General features: G+C 41.4%; 14 protein-coding genes. 6 read left to right on the forward strand and 8 right to left on the reverse strand.

What is annotated here, in order from left to right; genetic code table 11:
• The first annotated feature begins 47 nt into the window (after window positions 1–47).
• On the forward strand, window positions 48–1151 hold the full coding sequence (gene rfbB / locus PL9631_RS10905) for a dTDP-glucose 4,6-dehydratase (RefSeq protein ID WP_083620145.1): 1104 nt from the start codon (window positions 48–50) through the stop codon (window positions 1149–1151).
• 231 nt (window positions 1152–1382) lie between these two features.
• Here rfbB and PL9631_RS26110 read toward each other — a convergent pair whose 3' ends face one another.
• The 4 genes from PL9631_RS26110 to rpaB form a co-directional block, all read right to left on the reverse strand.
• On the reverse strand, window positions 1383–1724 hold the full coding sequence (locus PL9631_RS26110) for a hypothetical protein (RefSeq protein WP_083620147.1): 342 nt from the start codon (window positions 1722–1724) through the stop codon (window positions 1383–1385).
• Entirely contained in the window at window positions 1696–2109 is a 414-nt protein-coding gene (locus PL9631_RS10910; RefSeq protein WP_197046336.1) for a hypothetical protein, read from the reverse strand. The genes PL9631_RS26110 and PL9631_RS10910 overlap by 29 nt, the downstream gene beginning before the upstream one ends.
• 108 nt (window positions 2110–2217) lie before the next feature.
• Window positions 2218–2883 carry a cofactor assembly of complex C subunit B gene (locus PL9631_RS10915; protein WP_083620150.1) on the reverse strand — a complete coding sequence of 222 codons (666 nt, stop codon included), beginning with the start codon at window positions 2881–2883 and terminating at the stop codon, window positions 2218–2220.
• Window positions 2884–2993: 110 nt separating this feature from the next.
• The gene (gene rpaB, locus PL9631_RS10920; protein ID WP_026785605.1) at window positions 2994–3725 is read right to left on the reverse strand and encodes a response regulator transcription factor RpaB; all 732 of its coding nucleotides are present in this window, start codon (window positions 3723–3725) and stop codon (window positions 2994–2996) included.
• Window positions 3726–3951: 226 nt separating this feature from the next.
• Here rpaB and radA point away from each other — a divergent pair, with 226 nt between their 5' ends.
• Both radA and PL9631_RS10930 read left to right on the forward strand, forming a co-directional pair.
• Window positions 3952–5565 carry a DNA repair protein RadA gene (radA, locus tag PL9631_RS10925; RefSeq protein WP_083620153.1) on the forward strand — a complete coding sequence of 538 codons (1614 nt, stop codon included), beginning with the start codon at window positions 3952–3954 and terminating at the stop codon, window positions 5563–5565.
• A gap of 268 nt (window positions 5566–5833) precedes the next feature.
• On the forward strand, window positions 5834–8443 hold the full coding sequence (locus tag PL9631_RS10930) for a sensor histidine kinase (RefSeq protein ID WP_083620155.1): 2610 nt from the start codon (window positions 5834–5836) through the stop codon (window positions 8441–8443).
• A gap of 260 nt (window positions 8444–8703) precedes the next feature.
• Here the strand turns inward: PL9631_RS10930 and PL9631_RS10935 are convergent, their stop codons facing one another.
• Complete coding sequence (locus PL9631_RS10935; RefSeq protein WP_083620253.1) at window positions 8704–9564, reverse strand: lysophospholipid acyltransferase family protein; 861 nt, start codon at window positions 9562–9564, stop codon at window positions 8704–8706.
• Between the two features lie 334 nt (window positions 9565–9898).
• Here PL9631_RS10935 and PL9631_RS10940 point away from each other — a divergent pair, with 334 nt between their 5' ends.
• Both PL9631_RS10940 and PL9631_RS10945 read left to right on the forward strand, forming a co-directional pair.
• On the forward strand, window positions 9899–10843 hold the full coding sequence (locus tag PL9631_RS10940) for an ABC transporter ATP-binding protein (RefSeq protein ID WP_407947580.1): 945 nt from the start codon (window positions 9899–9901) through the stop codon (window positions 10841–10843).
• 134 nt (window positions 10844–10977) lie between these two features.
• Complete coding sequence (locus tag PL9631_RS10945; protein ID WP_156090519.1) at window positions 10978–11709, forward strand: hypothetical protein; 732 nt, start codon at window positions 10978–10980, stop codon at window positions 11707–11709.
• Here PL9631_RS10945 and PL9631_RS10950 read toward each other — a convergent pair.
• Together PL9631_RS10950 and glnA are read right to left on the reverse strand one after the other, a co-directional pair.
• Complete coding sequence (locus PL9631_RS10950; RefSeq protein WP_083620163.1) at window positions 11694–13943, reverse strand: FdhF/YdeP family oxidoreductase; 2250 nt, start codon at window positions 13941–13943, stop codon at window positions 11694–11696. The genes PL9631_RS10945 and PL9631_RS10950 overlap by 16 nt on opposite strands.
• Before the next feature lie 184 nt (window positions 13944–14127).
• Complete coding sequence (gene glnA, locus PL9631_RS10955) at window positions 14128–15549, reverse strand: type I glutamate--ammonia ligase (protein WP_083620166.1); 1422 nt, start codon at window positions 15547–15549, stop codon at window positions 14128–14130.
• A gap of 177 nt (window positions 15550–15726) precedes the next feature.
• On the opposite strand from glnA, the gene apcB reads away from it, so the two are divergent.
• Window positions 15727–16236, forward strand: coding sequence for an allophycocyanin subunit beta (gene apcB / locus PL9631_RS10960; RefSeq protein WP_083620168.1), 510 nt, complete (start codon window positions 15727–15729; stop codon window positions 16234–16236).
• Between the two features lie 185 nt (window positions 16237–16421).
• Here the strand turns inward: apcB and PL9631_RS10965 are convergent, their stop codons facing one another.
• Window positions 16422–16622 (reverse strand): hypothetical protein, encoded by a 201-nt coding sequence (locus tag PL9631_RS10965; RefSeq protein ID WP_083620171.1) that lies wholly within the window; start codon window positions 16620–16622, stop codon window positions 16422–16424.
• Between the last annotated feature and the right edge of the window lie 257 nt (window positions 16623–16879).

Below are 16879 nucleotides of genomic sequence, written 5' to 3' on the forward strand. Positions count from 1 at the left end.
GAATTTTCAGTATTATTTTTATAGACAGATCTTGGGAGGATATAACCTTGGCCGTTCAGTATAGTTACGATAACACTAGCAACCGTTCACCCCATTGCATTCTGATTACTGGGGGCGCCGGGTTTATTGGCTCAAACTTTGTCCATCATTGGTTTAGCGCCTATCCCGATGACCGGATTGTGGTTTTAGATGCGCTGACCTATGCGGGAAATCTGCAAAATATTGTTAGTTTGGAACATAATCCTAATTTTCGGTTTGTGCAAGGGGATATTTGCGATCGCCCTTTAATTGATAGTTTATTGAAAGAAGAACAGATCAATACTATTGCCCATTTTGCCGCAGAATCCCATGTTGATCGGTCAATTATTGGCCCCGGTGCTTTTGTACAAACCAATGTAGTCGGGACATTTACCCTATTAGAAGCCTTTCGTCAATATTGGATAGCCCAGGGTCAACCGGAACATTATCGGTTTCTGCACGTTTCCACCGATGAAGTCTATGGAAGTCTGGGCCCAAATGATCATGCGTTTACCGAACAGACTCCTTACACACCTAATAGTCCCTATTCCGCCTCAAAAGCGGGCAGTGATCATTTAGCTCGCGCCTATTATCATACCTACGGAATGCCGACAATTATTACTAATTGTTCTAATAATTATGGGCCCTATCATTATCCTGAAAAACTAATTCCGTTAATGTGTATTAACGCTTTATTAGGCAAACCCCTTCCGGTTTATGGCGACGGTGAAAATGTGCGAGATTGGTTGTATGTTTTAGATCATTGTCGAGCTTTAGATGCGGTGATTCATAACGGAAGAATTGGAGAAACTTATAATATTGGGGGAAATAATGAAGTTAAGAATATTGATTTAGTTAAAATGTTATGTCGGATTATGGATGAATTAGCCGTTCATTTACCCGTGAAACCTTCTAATCAATTAATTACCTTTGTTAAAGATAGGGCTGGACATGATCGACGCTATGCCATTGATGCGACTAAAATTAAAACGGAATTAGGCTGGGCGCCCTTAGTCACCGTTGAAGAAGGCTTACGTCAAACTATTGGTTGGTATTTGACCCATCGCAGTTGGTGGGAACCTTTATTATCAGAGGAATATCAAGCCTATTATCGTCAAGTTTATCCATCTTAAAGAAAGGGAATAGGGAATAGGGAATACTTCGACTTCGCTCAGTAACAGGGGAATAGTTCAGTTATTAGCCGTCGCGCCTAACAGTTAGGACAAAGATTGATCATCAAACCTAGACGGTAAAATATTAATCCTCCTTCCTATTCCCTATTCCCTATTCCCTATTCCCCATTACCCATTACCTATTACCTGTTCCCTGTTCCCTGTTCCCTGTTCCCTGTTCCCTGTTCCCTCCTAAAAATCATTCAATTCGGCAATGATATCTAAACTATCTTTATCTTTATTGGCTTTATAAACAGGATGAATAATATCTTCTAAATATAATTTACCCTCTTGATAAGATATATAAAGTTTCCAGTTTTCTGCATCATCAATTTTTGCACAATAAAGGGGAATTTGTGTGCCCTTGATGCGTTTGAGTTTGGTTTTATAAAACCGTTGATAGCGATAGCAAGATTCGTCTTGAAGTTCGGCTAAAACCTCTAAAAAACGACCTCGCAATGGCAAAGGAAGTAGTTTTAAGGCTTTGCGAATAATCCCGCGTTCATCAATGAGTGCTGGTAGCGACTGTAACATGATTTGATTTGACCTCCGTTAAGGGTTTGGGGGGTAAGAAAGACTGATAAATTGATTCTCCAACTTGTTGATAAATTTCAGCCACAAACTGACTATCAACCACTCTAAATAAAGTAATAATTATCCGATCAAATAAAGGATCATTATCAACAGTTAAAATCACTCGCAGGTAATAATTAACAATAAAAGAATAGAGAGATGACCCATAATCCTCTAAGCCATCAAATTGATGAAACTGATGGATTCTTCTTTCTTGATCCCTTTTATCTTCTAATAATAAGGCAGAATATTCATGAAGTTGTTGTACAATAATATCATGTTCCGCTTCACTATGGTTCTTTAAATCCGCCTCAAATTGTTCCGTAGACTCAAATATAATTTCCATGACCTCAACTCCCAAACTAACATTTGATTATCCAGAATTGTTGATAATATTATCTTAAAATAGACCGATATCGGTTTTATTTTTGTGTGCGATTGAATAACTCCGCCATCAGGTGAGAATTGAAGATTGATTGAGAAGATTAGATAATGTATAAGTTAACTTATCTCCTATCCCCGCGACCCAATTTTCATCCTGTTGGGTATAACTCCGAGGAGCATTAGCGCCCAGAATTAAAACCCCCTCATCACCGAGAGGTTGACAAATCACGCCCTGGGTATTTTCGGGTAAATAATCAAATTCAATTCTACCCGGATATAAGGCTAAATTCACTAAATAAATGGGTTTCTGTTTGTCTATCACCCGTTGTAAAATTGGCCCGGGTTTAACCTGAGAACTATTTCCTAATACTCCTCGCCTTAATAACACTTCCCCCTGATAATAAACCACAACAGAACGGGTGACGGTATTGGTTAATAATAAATGAGAAGCCCAAGCTAATTCCGCTTGAACTAATTGGGGTAAATCCGGTTTTAATTCAAACCCTTGTTCTCCGATTAAATCCACAGCATCCGGTGATTTGGGTTGAATTTGTTGCCACAATAACCCCGTTAAAATCAACACCGCACTTAAAATCACCCCCAAGGCATCGGAACGGGCTTGAGAGTTGAATAATTCGGGGGTTAGGAGCCGATTTATTAGGAGTAATATCCCGCCCAAACTACCTGCAAAAATAGGGAGTAATCTTAATATTTGATTGCGATCGGATTTTGCCATGAAAGTATAGTAGGGAATTACGAATTACGAATTACGAATTACGAATGGGGAATTTTAAAATTAAAGTCCCCCTTTTTTCAGGGGGATTTAGGGGGATCAGAATCCGGTTTTTAGCCGACTTCTCCGGGTTCAATAATCCTTTGGAATAGATATCCTGTTCCCCGTGCGGTTAAGATTAATTCGGGATTACTCGGATCATCTTCTAACTTCGCCCGGAGGCGAGAAATATGAACATCTACCACCCGGGTATCGACGTGACGTTCTGGAGTATATCCCCAAACTTCTTGTAAAATTTCAGAACGGGAAAAAGGTTCACCAGAACGACTGACTAAGAGTTCTAATAAACTAAATTCCATCCCCGTTAAGCGGATGCGTTCATCTCCCTTGTAAACCTGTCGCTTGTTCGTATCAATCCTAATATTGCTAACCTGAATGACACCAGAACTAGGAATACCCGAAGTTCCATTTTTGTCAATCCGACGTAATACGGAGCGAATTCTAGCTTCAAGCTCCTTGGGAGAAAAGGGTTTAACCACATAATCATCCGCCCCTAACTCTAAACCCGTAATCCGATCCGCCACGTCCCCCAAGGCTGTTAACATGATAATAGGAATATCGGATTCCTTGCGTAACTCCTGACAGACGCCATACCCGTCTAATTTGGGCATCATCACATCCAAAACCACTAAATCAGGATTGGTTTTGCGGAAGGTCTCTAGGGCTTCTTCTCCATCGGCTGCGGTTACGACATCGTAACCAATCATGGAAAGGCGAGTTTCCAAAATCCGGCGGATACTAGCCTCATCATCGACAACCAAAATTTTTTCTTTATGATTTTCCAATGGATTTCAACACTCCCTTAGTTAGATTAAGTTACAGTTTTGATCAAACAATAGTAAGACCAGCCACTAATATCGGTAATCAGTTATCAGTTATTAGTAAAGAAAAGAATGATCAGCCACCAATAGCTGAAAAAACTAAAAAACCCTAACAACTCTTACACGGATTACGGATTACTGATTACTGATTATACTGATAACTGATTACTGATAACTGATAACTGATGACATGGCAAAGTCTCGTACCCTTTATGTTTGTCACGAATGTGGAGCCGAATTTCCTCAATATTTTGGCCGATGCTCCGCTTGTCATGCCTGGAATTCCCTAGAAGAACAAATTGAACAACCCGCGCCTACGCCTTCCCAACGCTTTAGTTGGAGTCACCTCCAGGGAGAAAACCCCGAGGGTCTGGCCGAAGTAACTAAACCGGGACAACCCCGTGCTTCTTTTCTATTATCCCAAATTTCCGATCAATCCCAATCTCGAATGCCATCGGGTTATGGAGAGTTAGATCGGGTTTTGGGGGGTGGAATTGTACCCGGGTCTTTGGTTTTAATTGGGGGGGAACCCGGGATTGGCAAGTCTACCCTATTATTACAGGTGGCTAATCTTTTGTCCTACACCAATCGGGTCTTGTATGTGTCGGCGGAGGAATCGGGACAACAGGTAAAATTGCGATCGCAACGTTTAGGCGTTGGTGAGGAGCTCGAAACCGAAACTACACCGGAAACTAAACCCGAAAATGGCAGTCAACATCCCCCAACCCCCACTGACCCCTTTACCGAACAACTGAAAAATCATCAACCCAAACAACCAACATCCGCAGAAAACGGCGAAAACACAACCACTAAGCCGGAATCTGCGAGGATTTCTCATCAGGAACAAGATTTATATTTACTCCCTGAAACCGATTTAGAAGTAATTTTAAGAGAGTTAGAATCCCTGAAACCGCAGTTAGCAGTAATTGATAGTATTCAGACGGTTTTTTTCTCCAGTCTCACCTCTGCACCGGGTTCGGTGGCGCAGGTGCGGGAATGTACGTCGGCGTTAATGCAAGTAGCTAAACGGGAAAATATTACCCTGTTAATTGTCGGTCACGTTACCAAAGATGGGGGCATTGCTGGGCCGCGGGTTTTAGAACATTTAGTCGATACGGTATTATATTTTGAAGGCGATCGCTTTGCTTCCCATCGCTTATTACGTTCGATGAAAAACCGTTTTGGCGCCACCCATGAAATCGGGGTGTTTGAAATGGTCGCCCATGGATTAAAAGAAGTTTCTAATCCCTCGGAATTATTTTTAGGTAATCGAGATGACTTTTCCCCGGGAACCTCAACGGTGGTAGCCCTAGAAGGAACTCGGCCGATTGTGGTGGAAATTCAGGCTTTAGTTAGTCCGGCTAGTTACGGTTCAGCGCGACGGGCGACAACTGGGGTAGATAGTAGTCGATTATTACAAATTTTAGCGGTTTTAGAAAAACGGGTGGGGATTCCCCTATCTAAATTGGATGCTTATGTGGCGTCGGTGGGGGGGTTAAAGGTCGAAGAACCGGCGGCGGACTTGGGGATAGCGATTGCGATTGTTGCTAGTTTCCGTGACCGGGTAGTTGACCCTCGGACGATTTTAATTGGGGAAATCGGTTTAGGGGGACAGGTGCGCCCGGTGTCTCAATTGGAACTACGGTTAAGGGAGGCGGCAAAACTGGGATTTAAACGGGCGATTATCCCTAAAGGTCAGAGTCCGGCGGATTTAGGGTTACAAATTATTCCGGTGAGTAAGGTGATTGATGCGATTATTGCTTCTATCCCCGCCCAACCTCCAACCATGAATGATGAATTCTGATCCCAGAGTAATTAAATCAAGAAAAGCGTCTAATTTCACGAGTGAACTATTGGTATATTTCTCCGATTATATCTGTTAAAATTGAAATGATGCAGGGAGCATTTAGGATGGAATATAGATACCGTAGTTTTTAAATAACTGGATTTTCTCAAACAATCAGTGTATTTACGGAAAATCTGCGTTAATTATATACAGAAATTAAGATTTAAGTGGTGATCAAAAATAATCTCTACCACGAATATTTATAATCAGCTTACTTACAACCAAAATGAAATTCCTTGAACGCTCTCAGGTCAAAAGTAGCCGATACTTAGTTGCAGTTAGTTTGATAGCAGTATTCTACTGGATAGTTGGCAAGGTGACGGTTGAATATTTAATCTTGGGTTCCACCCAAGCCCTATTCTGGCCGAATGCGGGAGTCGCCCAAGGAATTATTCTGTTGTGTGGTTATCAATATTGGCCAGCAATTACCCTGGGGGCGTTTTTTTCCCTAATTGCCACTGACCAAATGCCTCTGTTTATTGGGGTATTGTCTAGTTGTGGTGTGACGTTACAAGCCTGTTTAGTTAGTAAATTACTCCATCGCATTGACTTTTCTCCCCAACTCAAACACCTCAAAGATGTTCTGGGACTAATTATTGTAGGGGGAATGATTGCTACGCTGATTAATCCCACTCTTACTATCCTCACAGCTTGTTTGAGTGGTTGGCTACCTTGGGAAGATTTTACCCAAATTTGGATTGCTGGGTGGTTAGGAAGTGCTACGGGGGTATTAGTTCTCACCCCGGTATTATTAACCTGGGGTAGCGAATTTCAACGGTATTATTATCGCTGTCAAACTCCTACCTCCCCGGTCTGGTCTTTTCTTAACGCCCTGTCCCAAAGTTTATCCCTGGGTACAACTAGATTACGTCTTTCTGAACGCTCTCCTGGGAATTCTTGGTTACGTCAGTTAGAAGTTGGGGTTTGGTTGTTGCTGTTATTAGGCTTAAATTGGTTTGTATTTTGTTCTCGAACTCGGTCGGCATTTATTGGTTTTCCCCTGGAATATCTGCCCTTTCCGTTTTTTGTTTGGGCTTCCTTGCGATTTGGTCAACGGGGAACGGCCATTGGTCATTTGATTACGGCTAGTTTTGCGGTTTGGGGAGTGGTGCGCGGGAGTGGGCCATTTATTAGTCGCAGTACGGATACCCCTCAAATTTTTTCTCTACAAGCCTTTATTCTGATTATGGCAATTACGGGTTTAGTTTTAGCCGCCACGGTTACAGAACGTCAACAGGCGGAAACTCGCCTCAGAAATAGTGAAACCAGTTTAGCAAATGCTCAACGGATTGCTAAGTTGGGTCATTGGGATCTGAAAATTAGCAGCTATGAATTATTTTGGTCGGATGAACTCTATCGGATTTTGGACACAACGGCTAAATATGTGAAACCAAGTTTTCCCCAATTTTTGGAATTTGTTCATCCTGAAGACCGCACTTATGTCCAAAGTTACCTTGATCAAGCCTTATTTCAGCAAAAACCTTATTGTATTGATTATCGGTTAAAATTAGCCTCCGGTGAGGAGCGGATTGTTTTTGAACAGGCGGTAATTACCGGAAGTCATATTACTAGCACAATTCAAGATATTACAGACCGGAAAAAGGCAGAAATTGCTTTACGGGCTAGTGAAGAAAGATTCTCAAAAACCTTTAGTGCTAGTCCGATTGGAATTAGTATTATGACTCTGGTAGATGAACTATTTTTAGATGTTAATGATAGTTTTTTACGTCAAATTGGTTGGGAGCGAGAGCAGGTACTAAATCACACCCCAGAACAACTGAATCTGTGGGTTGATTCTCAACAACATCTGCAACTTAAAAAACAATTAAAAAGCCAGAATCAAATTGGTAATATTGAGTTAAAAATTCGCCAAAAATCAGGAATTATTAGAAATTGGTTGGTGTCTATTGAATTAATTGATTTAGGGGGAATTGGTTGTTTATTGATGATGGCTAATGATATTACGGAGCGTCAACAGGCCGAAGAATTAAAGATGGCGAAGGAAGCCGCCGAAACTGCTAACCATGCTAAAAGTTTGTTTTTAGCGAATATGAGCCATGAACTTAGGACTCCTTTAAATGCTATTTTAGGTTATAGTGAATTATTAATTGAAGATGCTCAAGTTTTAAATCAAGATGAATTTGTAATCGATTTAAAAAATATTCATGTGGCGGGACAACATTTATTAACTTTGATTAGCGAAATTTTAGATTTCTCTAAAATTGAAGCAGGTCGGATGAATTTTCATTTAGAAACTTTCAAAGTTTCTACCTTACTGTGGGAAGTGGAAACTACGGTTAATCCGGCGGCAGATAAGAATTCCGATCAGTTTATCATAGAGGTAGCAGAAAGTGTTGATTTTATGCACACTGACTTAACTAAAGTTCGTCAATGTTTATTAAATCTCCTGAGTAATGCCTGCAAATTCACAGAAAAGGGAAAAATAATCCTAAAAGTTTGGCAAGAAGGAGAAGACGCGGTTAATCTAAATATAGATTCGATGCTAGAGCCGGAATTGATCACGGTGAATGAAGAATTTGTTAATAGTGCTTGTTGTCTTCCTGATGTTCCAAAAAGTTGTTCAACGGTGATTATTTTTCAGGTGATAGATACTGGAATTGGCATGAGTCCCAAACAGTTAGCAACGGTTTTTAGTCCCTTTACTCAAGCAGATGAAACTACAACTCGTCGTTATGGAGGTACGGGTTTAGGGTTAACTATTACTCAAAAATTATGCCAAATGATGGGAGGAGATTTATCGGTTACGAGTGAGTTGGGAAAAGGGTCTACCTTCACAATGAAACTTCCTAAAATCCTGCGTTGTTTATCGCAATAATCTATTATAGGGGTAGGGAACAGGGAACAGGGAATAGGGAATAGGGAATAGGGAATAGGGAATAGGGAATAGGGAATGAGCTTACTGGATTTAGTACAGACGTGCCATGGCGCGTCTCTGGCGCGTCTCCTAACTGTAATGCGTAGTGCTGTGTCAATTGTAGGGGAGGGTTCATCAAGATTTGGGTAATGAACAAAAATCTAAAATAACCCGCCCGTACCCGTTATCAGTTTAAGAGTTACGTCCGGTGTAATTAGAATTTATTGGATAACTAAATCATCCAGTTCCTGTTGCATTGCTGTTTTCACTTGTTGATAACAAATATCTACATACTCCCGGTCATTGGCGGCGTCCCGTCCATAGCGTTCAAACTCAATCGCTGGACAAATGTGAATCTTGATTTTAGCGGGAAGGGGAAAATTAGGTAAAGGCCCAATTCCCACACCCCAAGGTAATCCCAAATAAATCGGAAACACCTCTGGGTCAAGACCTAATAACCAGGGCATTCCTAACTGATGGAGTTGTTTTACCCAGTCGTAAATATCTGTCAACACAATTAGGGTATCGTGGGCACCCGATGAAATCACCGGAACAATGGGGGCTTTCTCCCGCAGGGCTAACTTAATAAACCCTTTGCGACCAGCGAAATAAATTTGGTTGCGTAACGCATGGGGCCGAAATACATCCTCACCGCCCCCCGGATAGACCAAAACCGTCGCATCCTGTCGCAAGGCTGCCATACCCATGCGGGGATGGGCGATAACGGCTCCACAACGCACCGCCGATGTCGCGACTTCTGGAGCGACCTGCCAAACCTTGGGGTGCATGAGTCCATAGAGTAATCGTTCATTTCCGAAACGCTGATACCAAGCGTACAGGCCCATAAACATATCCGGTGCGGCTAAACCCCCATTATGGGAACCCACCAATAACATTTTGTTTTGAGGCGGGAGATTCTCCCAACCGGAGGTTTGGACTTGAAAATAATGGTCATAAAACCAACCCAAAAACGGCATTAAGAATCGGATATAGTCGGGATCACGATCCTGTAATGACCAACCGGTGAAACGGGGATTCTCGGTTGGATTGGGAGACGGATTCTTATTGAAGAAGGGGTTCAAGATCACGGAGTGGTAAACTTTGCCTCTGTCAAGATACTCTAGTTTTGAGGAAATTTGATCTTAATTAAACCACAAAAAAGCAGGGAATGGGCAATACTTCGACTTCGCTCAGTAACAGGGCAATACTTCGACTTTGCTCAGTAACAGGGCAATGGGCAAAAAGATTTTACCTCGTAGTGAGGGCTTTAGCCCTCAGAATAGCCCTAAAGCGCTTACTAAGAATTTCTTCTACTACTATTGATTGTTGTATTAAAATAGAATATAACCGCTTAAATATTGTACTTGATCCTTAACGCTTATGAATTCGGCTATCGAGGTCAAAGATTCAGCTTCAATGTCTTCGTTAAACCCCGTTGTGGAAACCCAGAATTTGGGAAAATTTTATCGCACGGGTTTTTGGATGAATCAAAAGATTGAATCCTTAAAAAGTTGTACATTAAGCATTCATGCGGGAGAAACCTTTGGTTTATTAGGACAAAATGGGGCAGGGAAAACCACATTATTAAAAACCTTATTAGGCATTGTTCGCCCAACATCAGGATCGGCTATCTTATTAGGTAAACCGATTGGCGATCGCCACATTAAACAGCGAGTAGGCTATTTACCAGAAAATCCCTATTTTTATGATCATCTCACCGGATGGGAATTTTTAGAATTTGCCGCCGGACTGTTTCAAATTCCGAAATCTGTTCAGCGTCAACGCATCCCCCAATTATTAGATTTAGTCGGATTAGCTAAATCTGCCGCGATTAAAAAACAAATGCGTCAATATTCTAAGGGAATGTTACAACGGGTGGGCATGGCGCAGGCTTTAATTAATGATCCAGAAGTGGTATTTTTAGATGAACCGATGTCAGGACTTGACCCGATGGGACGGTATCAAATTCGAGAAATTATCTTATCTTTAAAAGCACAAAATAGAACGGTTTTTTTTAATAGTCATGTTTTATCCGATGTGGAAAAAATTTGCGATCGCATTGCTATTTTAGCAGAAGGAGAACTGATTAGTATGGGTTCGTTGGATGATTTATTGGGAACTACTCAAACCTATATTGTTAAAGGAAAAGGAGGAGATGTCAATATTTTACAAAATTGGATATCGAATTTAGAAATCGATCAAGATTATTGGGAAGGACATCTCAAGGGTGATCCAGAAGCGTTTTTTGTCGTATTAAAAGAAATGGATGCTCAACTCTTGAGTCTAAATTTAGCCCGATTAACCTTAGAAGAATTTTTTATGGACAAATTAAAAGAAAGGGGAATTCATGCCAGTCGTTAAAGATAGAATTTTAAGAGGTATAGCAATCACGGCACTCAGGCTTATAATAAAGACTGACCCAGTAAAACTAACGGTGAAGTCTTCCCCCTGTTCCCTGCTATACAAAGTCAATTTAGCCAGTAATTATTACTGATATGATTAATAAGATCCGCGAAGCAATGGGCTTACTCAGTGCCAATTTTATCCTATTAAGTTCCATTGTATTGACAGTTTGGTTACCTGGATCAATTTTATTAGTTTATTTACGTTTATATGTTTTTCCCGAGACATCTGGAGGAGATGAGCTTAGGATATTCATGCAGGAATATAGGGTATCCAATGCAATCCAATTAGCCTTTGAGCCTCTCTATGTTGGTGCAATTCTTTATGCAGTTTCTCAACTCAAACAAGGGTTATCTGTAACCTATCAAGAATCGATGACTTATGCTGCACGGAGGAGTTTTAAAGTATTAGGCACTCGTATTGGTGCTGCATTAATTATGTTGCCTGGGTTTATTTTTTTCGTGATTCCCGGTATAATTATAGCCTTACGTTTTGCATTAATTGATGCTGTTGTCGTGTTAGAAGGTGTAGCCGGGAAAAGTGCGAGAAAACTGAGTTCACAATTGACCCAAGGAAAAAGATGGCATATTTTAGGAACAATAATTGTAACGTTTATTGGGATCTTAATAGCCATTGTCATAGTCTCTTTAATTCTCTATCTACCACTTTTAATACTGGGAAAAGATGAACACTTTTTAATTGCCGTTATCAATGAGTGTATTATTAATATTTTGTTAATCATCCCCACTATTGTTTTATTCCTATTCTACTGGGAAGCAAAAAACCAACGCACAATTTCTTCATCTGATCAAGATATTGCATAAACAAAAATAGGGACTCTCTTATAAGCAGGGGTTTCTGCTAAAGGATCAATTTCTGCTTTAAATAAAATATTAGCTTCAGGATAAAACATAAATGCTGCACCCGGTAAAATATTACCCGCAATAATTTCAATAGGGTCTAATTCCCCCGCATCGCCCCGCACTTTTACCCGTTGATGGGGTTGAAAACCCGCATTTTTTATATCTTCAATATTCATTAAAATACAGTGACGGTGAGGGATTCCTCGATATTTGTCGGCAGAATTATAAACAACAGTATTATGTTGTCCGTAACCTCGACCGGTGCCTAAAATTAATACTAAACCGGGAGTATCTTCTTTCACTCCAAAAAATTCTTTATTGGGAATTGTTAATTTCGGTAATGGGGTAATAGTCATTTGAGCTTTACCGTTAGCTGTGGCAAAATGAGGTTGGTTAAAAATACGCCCCTCAATGGTAAATTCCGTTTGAGATTGGTCAATTTCAGCGATTTTAGCGTAACCGGGAATAGTTTTAGAAATTAACTCTCGAATATACTGGGTATCTTGTAAACGTTTCCAATCAATGGGATTTTCTCCCAGTAGGCGATGAGCAATTTCTGTAATTAATTCAACTTCTGAAATTAAATCGGCTTCGGGGGAGTTAAGATGAGTTGTCCCAACTTCATTTAAACGCACAAAATTATTACCGGATTCGGTCGTTGTGCGGTGAGGATTTTCAAACCGATTAAATACAGGAAGAATAATAGTATTTTCCTGAGCTAAACCGTGAAAATGACCTAAATTTGGTTTTGTGGCAACATAAAATATCGTTTCAATATTAGATAAAGCCTGTTTTGTCTCGGTTAAATCGGGATTAGCTGCATATAAATTTCCCCCTAAACAAAATAACGTATCAATTTTTTTTTCCAATGCAGCCGTAATTAAACCCCGGGCAGAATAACCTTTAGTTTCGGTAACATTTTGTCCTAAAAGTTGCTTTAAGCCTTGTTTGATGGCTTCACTTAATCGAATTGTAACTCCCATGGAGCCAAAACCTTGCACATTAGAATGTCCGCGAATTGGCATTGTCCCCGCTCCTAATTTCCCGGCATTCCCCGTAATTAAAGCAGTATTAGCAATACTTTTAACATTATCAACTCCGTTGGTATGGTGAGTAATTCCCATCGCCCAAGCAAAGACAACTTTACTTGATTTTCCAATGGTATAGGCGACTTCTTCGATTTCTTCTGGGGATAAACCGCAGGTTTGGGTAATGGTTTGCCAAGTCGTATTTTTAGCCTGTTGAATGACTTCTTGCCAGCCGTCGGTATGATGGTTTAAATATTCAAAATCAATTAAATTTTGTTCGATTAAGGATTTTTGAATCCCCACAAATACCGCCACATCACTACCAGGAATCGGTTGTAAATAAAGGGTAGAAATATCCGAGCCGCCTTTGAGTAAGGATTTAATCGGAAAGGCAGGGGATGCAAATTTAACTAACCCGATTTCGATTTGAGGATTAATAATAATAATTATACCATTTTTATCCCGAATTTTAATTAATTCATTCATTAACCGGGGATGATTAGCAGGGGCATTTGAACCCACTAAAACCACACAATCGGACTCCTTCAGACTTTCCAGGCTGACCATGGATGTACCACTGCCAAAAACTTCTTTTAAACCTACCGTAGAAGGGGCATGACACAAATCGGAACAATCGGCTAAGTTATTACTCCCTAATGCCCTCATCATTAATTGCAAGAGAAAAGCAGCTTCATTTGAGGATCGCCCTGAGCTATAACTGGCTATTCTTTCCGGGCTTTTTTTAAAGTCTTTTTCGGCTATTTTATAAACTTCTTCCCAACTAATTCGTTCATAATAATAACTGTTTTTTCTTAAAATAATCGGATAGCTTAACCGGCCTAAACTATCGCATTGTTGAGAGTCTAATTGTTGTAATTCTTGAATAGTAAAGTGTTGAAAAAAATCCGCTTTAATGCCTGCTTGTAACTCGGCGGCGATCGCTTCTACACTTTTCGCACAACGTTGTAAATATTCTCCATCTTCATTGACAAAACCGCCCTTTTGTCCCCCCGTCCCCCAGGCACAGGATAAACAACTACTTTTATGATTCAACTTTTCCCAGATTTTTAACCCTTGAGGGGATAGACTTTTTTCTGCCCAATATTGCAGTACGGGCAAACCGCCACCCGTAGACGGAGAATTGTGGGAGTCAGTTGGTTGAGTCATCGGTTAGAACCCATCTGTTATTGGTAGTCATACCTAATATTAGCAAGTTGGATCACTGAACCAAGAATCCCCCAGGTTTTAGCTGTGGGGAGTGTCAACAACCTAGATCATAATTTACCCCACGCCAACCCATCGAGTCAGCGTGGGGCTTTTCGTTAATTCCGATAAACGGATTTAACAAAAATTAACAGTCGTAGTAGAGAGCAAACTCGTAGGGAGTCGGACGTAAACGGGTGGGGTTAACTTCGTTATCGAGTTTGTAGGAAATCCAGTTAGCGATAAAGTCTTCCGTGAACACACCGGGTTCAGTTAAGAAAGCGTGATCCTGTTCCAAGGCTTCCAAGGCTAATTCCAAAGAACCTGGGGTGGAAGGAATCTTCCGCAGTTCTTCAGGACTGAGATCGTAGATATCCACATCCAAGGGTTCACCCGGATCGATTTGGTTTTTAATCCCATCAATCCCGGCACAGAGCATCGCTGCAAAGGCCATATAGGGGTTAGCGGTGGCATCAGGACACCGGAACTCTAAACGTTTGGCTTTGGGGTTATTTCCCGACAGAGGAATCCGTACAGAGGCTGAACGGTTCCCTTGAGAGTAGGCTAAGTTCACCGGAGCTTCATAGCCAGGAACTAAACGTTTGTAGGAGTTGGTACTGGGGTTGGTCAAGGCCAACAACGCCGGAGCGTGTTTGAGAATTCCACCGATGTACCACAGCCCCATGTCGCTGAAGCCTGCGTATTTATCGCCAGCAAACAGGGGTTGACCATCTTTCCAAATGGATTGGTGGGTGTGCATCCCAGAGCCGTTATCCGCAAACACGGGTTTAGGCATGAAGGTGACAGTGCGGCCGTATTTTTTACCGACGTTTTTGATTACATATTTGTAGATCATCAAGTTGTCGGCGGCTTCAATCAGGGTTCCGAATTTGAAACCGAGTTCGCACTGTCCACCGGTAGCCACTTCATGGTGATGTTTTTCAATGGGAACTCCACAATTTGCCATGGTTAATAGCATTTCGGTACGGATATCTTGGAACGTATCCGTGGGAGCTACGGGGAAATAGCCTTCTTTGTAGCCCGGTTTGTAGGCTAAGTTACCACCGGGTTCTTCCCGTCCAGAGTTCCAACGACCTTCAACGGAATCGACATAGTAATAGCCACAATGTTGAGTTTGGTCGTAGCGAACATCATCAAAAATGAAGAATTCCGCTTCCGGGCCAAAGAATGCTGTATCCCCAATTCCGGTCGAAACTAAATAATCAATGGCTTTTTGGGCAATCACCCGGGGACAACGACTGTAGGGTTCTCCGGTACGGGGTTCTTGAATACTACAAATAATGCTCAGAGTCGGTTCTGCCATGAAGGGATCAATCCAAGCTGTTTTTGGATCTAGCACCATGGACATATCAGATTCGTTGATGGCCTTCCAACCGCGAATACTGGAACCATCAAACGGTACGCCGTCTGTAAAGGAGGATTCATCGATTTGGCTGTTATGTACCGTTAGATGCTGCCAGGTTCCTAGCATATCCACGAATTTCAAGTCAATCATTTGAATCTTTTGGTCTTCGATTAACGATAAGACCTCTTGGGCTGTCTCTGGCATGGATGAATATCTCCTCAAAAATCTTCTGGATTATCTCTGACAAGTTTGGCAGTTGGACTGACAAAGCATCTGGCTGATCATAGTGACTCAGATTGATTAAGTTTTGTATTGAGTGTTACAATACAACACGTCGCGACTTCAGAATAATTGAAAGATATTATAAGGGAGATAGACTTCATGCAAGACGCCGTTACCAGCTTAATAAAAAATTACGACAGAACCGGTCGGTATTTGGATCGGGACGCCCTCGATCAACTCAAGTCCTATTTTGCAACCGGCACAGTCAGAGTTCAAGCGGCTGGGGTGATTAACTCCAATGCGGCTGATTTGGTTAAACAGGCTGCTTTGGCTTTGTTCGAGGAAGTTCCCGAGTTGATTCGTCCCGGGGGAAATGCCTACACCACCCGTCGGTATGCTGCTTGCTTACGCGATATGGGTTACTACCTGCGCTATGCAACCTATGCTCTGGTGGCTGGGGATATGGATGTTTTGGATGAACGGGTGCTGCAAGGTTTACGCGAAACTTACAATTCGTTGAGCGTTCCCGTTGGCCCTACTGTTTTCGGGATCGGGATTCTGAAAGCCTTGGTCACCCAACAGGTTGCTGCCGCTGGTTTGCCCACGGGAGATTATTTAGAACAACCTTTTGATCATTTAATTCGCGAATTGAGTGAACAGGATATTTAATCCTGGACTCGATTTTTTGGGCGAAAACACCGATTGGATTCATAGGGGTTGCGCTCAGTTAAGTTGAGCAATAATAGGGCGATCGCTAACAACCAGGAAGCATCGCCTTAATTTGCTTTAATTCAGGGTTTTGGATTAACAATTTAGCAGATAATTCCCTAGGGGTCTGGTATTTTAAATAGCCCTTAAAATTCTTCAAATCGACCCCAAACTACACAGGTTTCAAGATTGTGTTCCGTTGGGTTTTTCTCAATATTTTTGGCGGTAGTCATTTCTACTTTGCCGTTGGGATAAATAATATGAATCAATTCTCCACTTAAAACAGCTAGGGGGGAAACGGAGCTATTGTCTGGATCAGGAAGGGGAAAGGGATGGAGGGTATTCATAATTTGCTCCTGTTGAACTTAACAGAATCTTAACATTAATTAACTCCTAAAATGAGTTTTAAATTAGTGATATTTATAATAGGAAATATCGATTAATCTCACGCCCTAAAGTGATGTGGATCACAGCGTAAAATCAGTTATCAGTAGTTATCAGTCATCAGTTATCAGTCATCAGTTATCAGTTAGGAGTTATCAGTCATCAGTTATCAGTCATTCCCAACTCTCCTCGCTCCCCCTACCTCCCCTGCCTCCCCTGC

It is taken from the genome of Planktothrix paucivesiculata PCC 9631 (assembly GCF_900009265.2).
Lineage (GTDB): Bacteria > Cyanobacteriota > Cyanobacteriia > Cyanobacteriales > Microcoleaceae > Planktothrix > Planktothrix paucivesiculata.

What these genes read in the sequence shown, in the direction of transcription:
- radA (WP_083620153.1), top strand. Translation starts at nt 3,952, where the DNA reads ATGGCAAAGTCTCGTACCCTTTATGTTTGTCACGAATGTGGAGCCGAA.
- PL9631_RS10965 (WP_083620171.1), bottom strand. Translation starts at nt 16,622, where the DNA reads ATGAATACCCTCCATCCCTTTCCCCTTCCTGATCCAGACAATAGCTCC.
- PL9631_RS10930 (WP_083620155.1), top strand. Translation starts at nt 5,834, where the DNA reads ATGAAATTCCTTGAACGCTCTCAGGTCAAAAGTAGCCGATACTTAGTT.
- PL9631_RS10945 (WP_156090519.1), top strand. Translation starts at nt 10,978, where the DNA reads ATGATTAATAAGATCCGCGAAGCAATGGGCTTACTCAGTGCCAATTTT.
- glnA (WP_083620166.1), bottom strand. Translation starts at nt 15,549, where the DNA reads ATGCCAGAGACAGCCCAAGAGGTCTTATCGTTAATCGAAGACCAAAAG.
- apcB (WP_083620168.1), top strand. Translation starts at nt 15,727, where the DNA reads ATGCAAGACGCCGTTACCAGCTTAATAAAAAATTACGACAGAACCGGT.
- PL9631_RS10940 (WP_407947580.1), top strand. Translation starts at nt 9,899, where the DNA reads ATGTCTTCGTTAAACCCCGTTGTGGAAACCCAGAATTTGGGAAAATTT.
- PL9631_RS10915 (WP_083620150.1), bottom strand. Translation starts at nt 2,883, where the DNA reads ATGGCAAAATCCGATCGCAATCAAATATTAAGATTACTCCCTATTTTT.
- PL9631_RS26110 (WP_083620147.1), bottom strand. Translation starts at nt 1,724, where the DNA reads ATGTTACAGTCGCTACCAGCACTCATTGATGAACGCGGGATTATTCGC.
- PL9631_RS10950 (WP_083620163.1), bottom strand. Translation starts at nt 13,943, where the DNA reads ATGACTCAACCAACTGACTCCCACAATTCTCCGTCTACGGGTGGCGGT.
- PL9631_RS10910 (WP_197046336.1), bottom strand. Translation starts at nt 2,109, where the DNA reads ATGGAAATTATATTTGAGTCTACGGAACAATTTGAGGCGGATTTAAAG.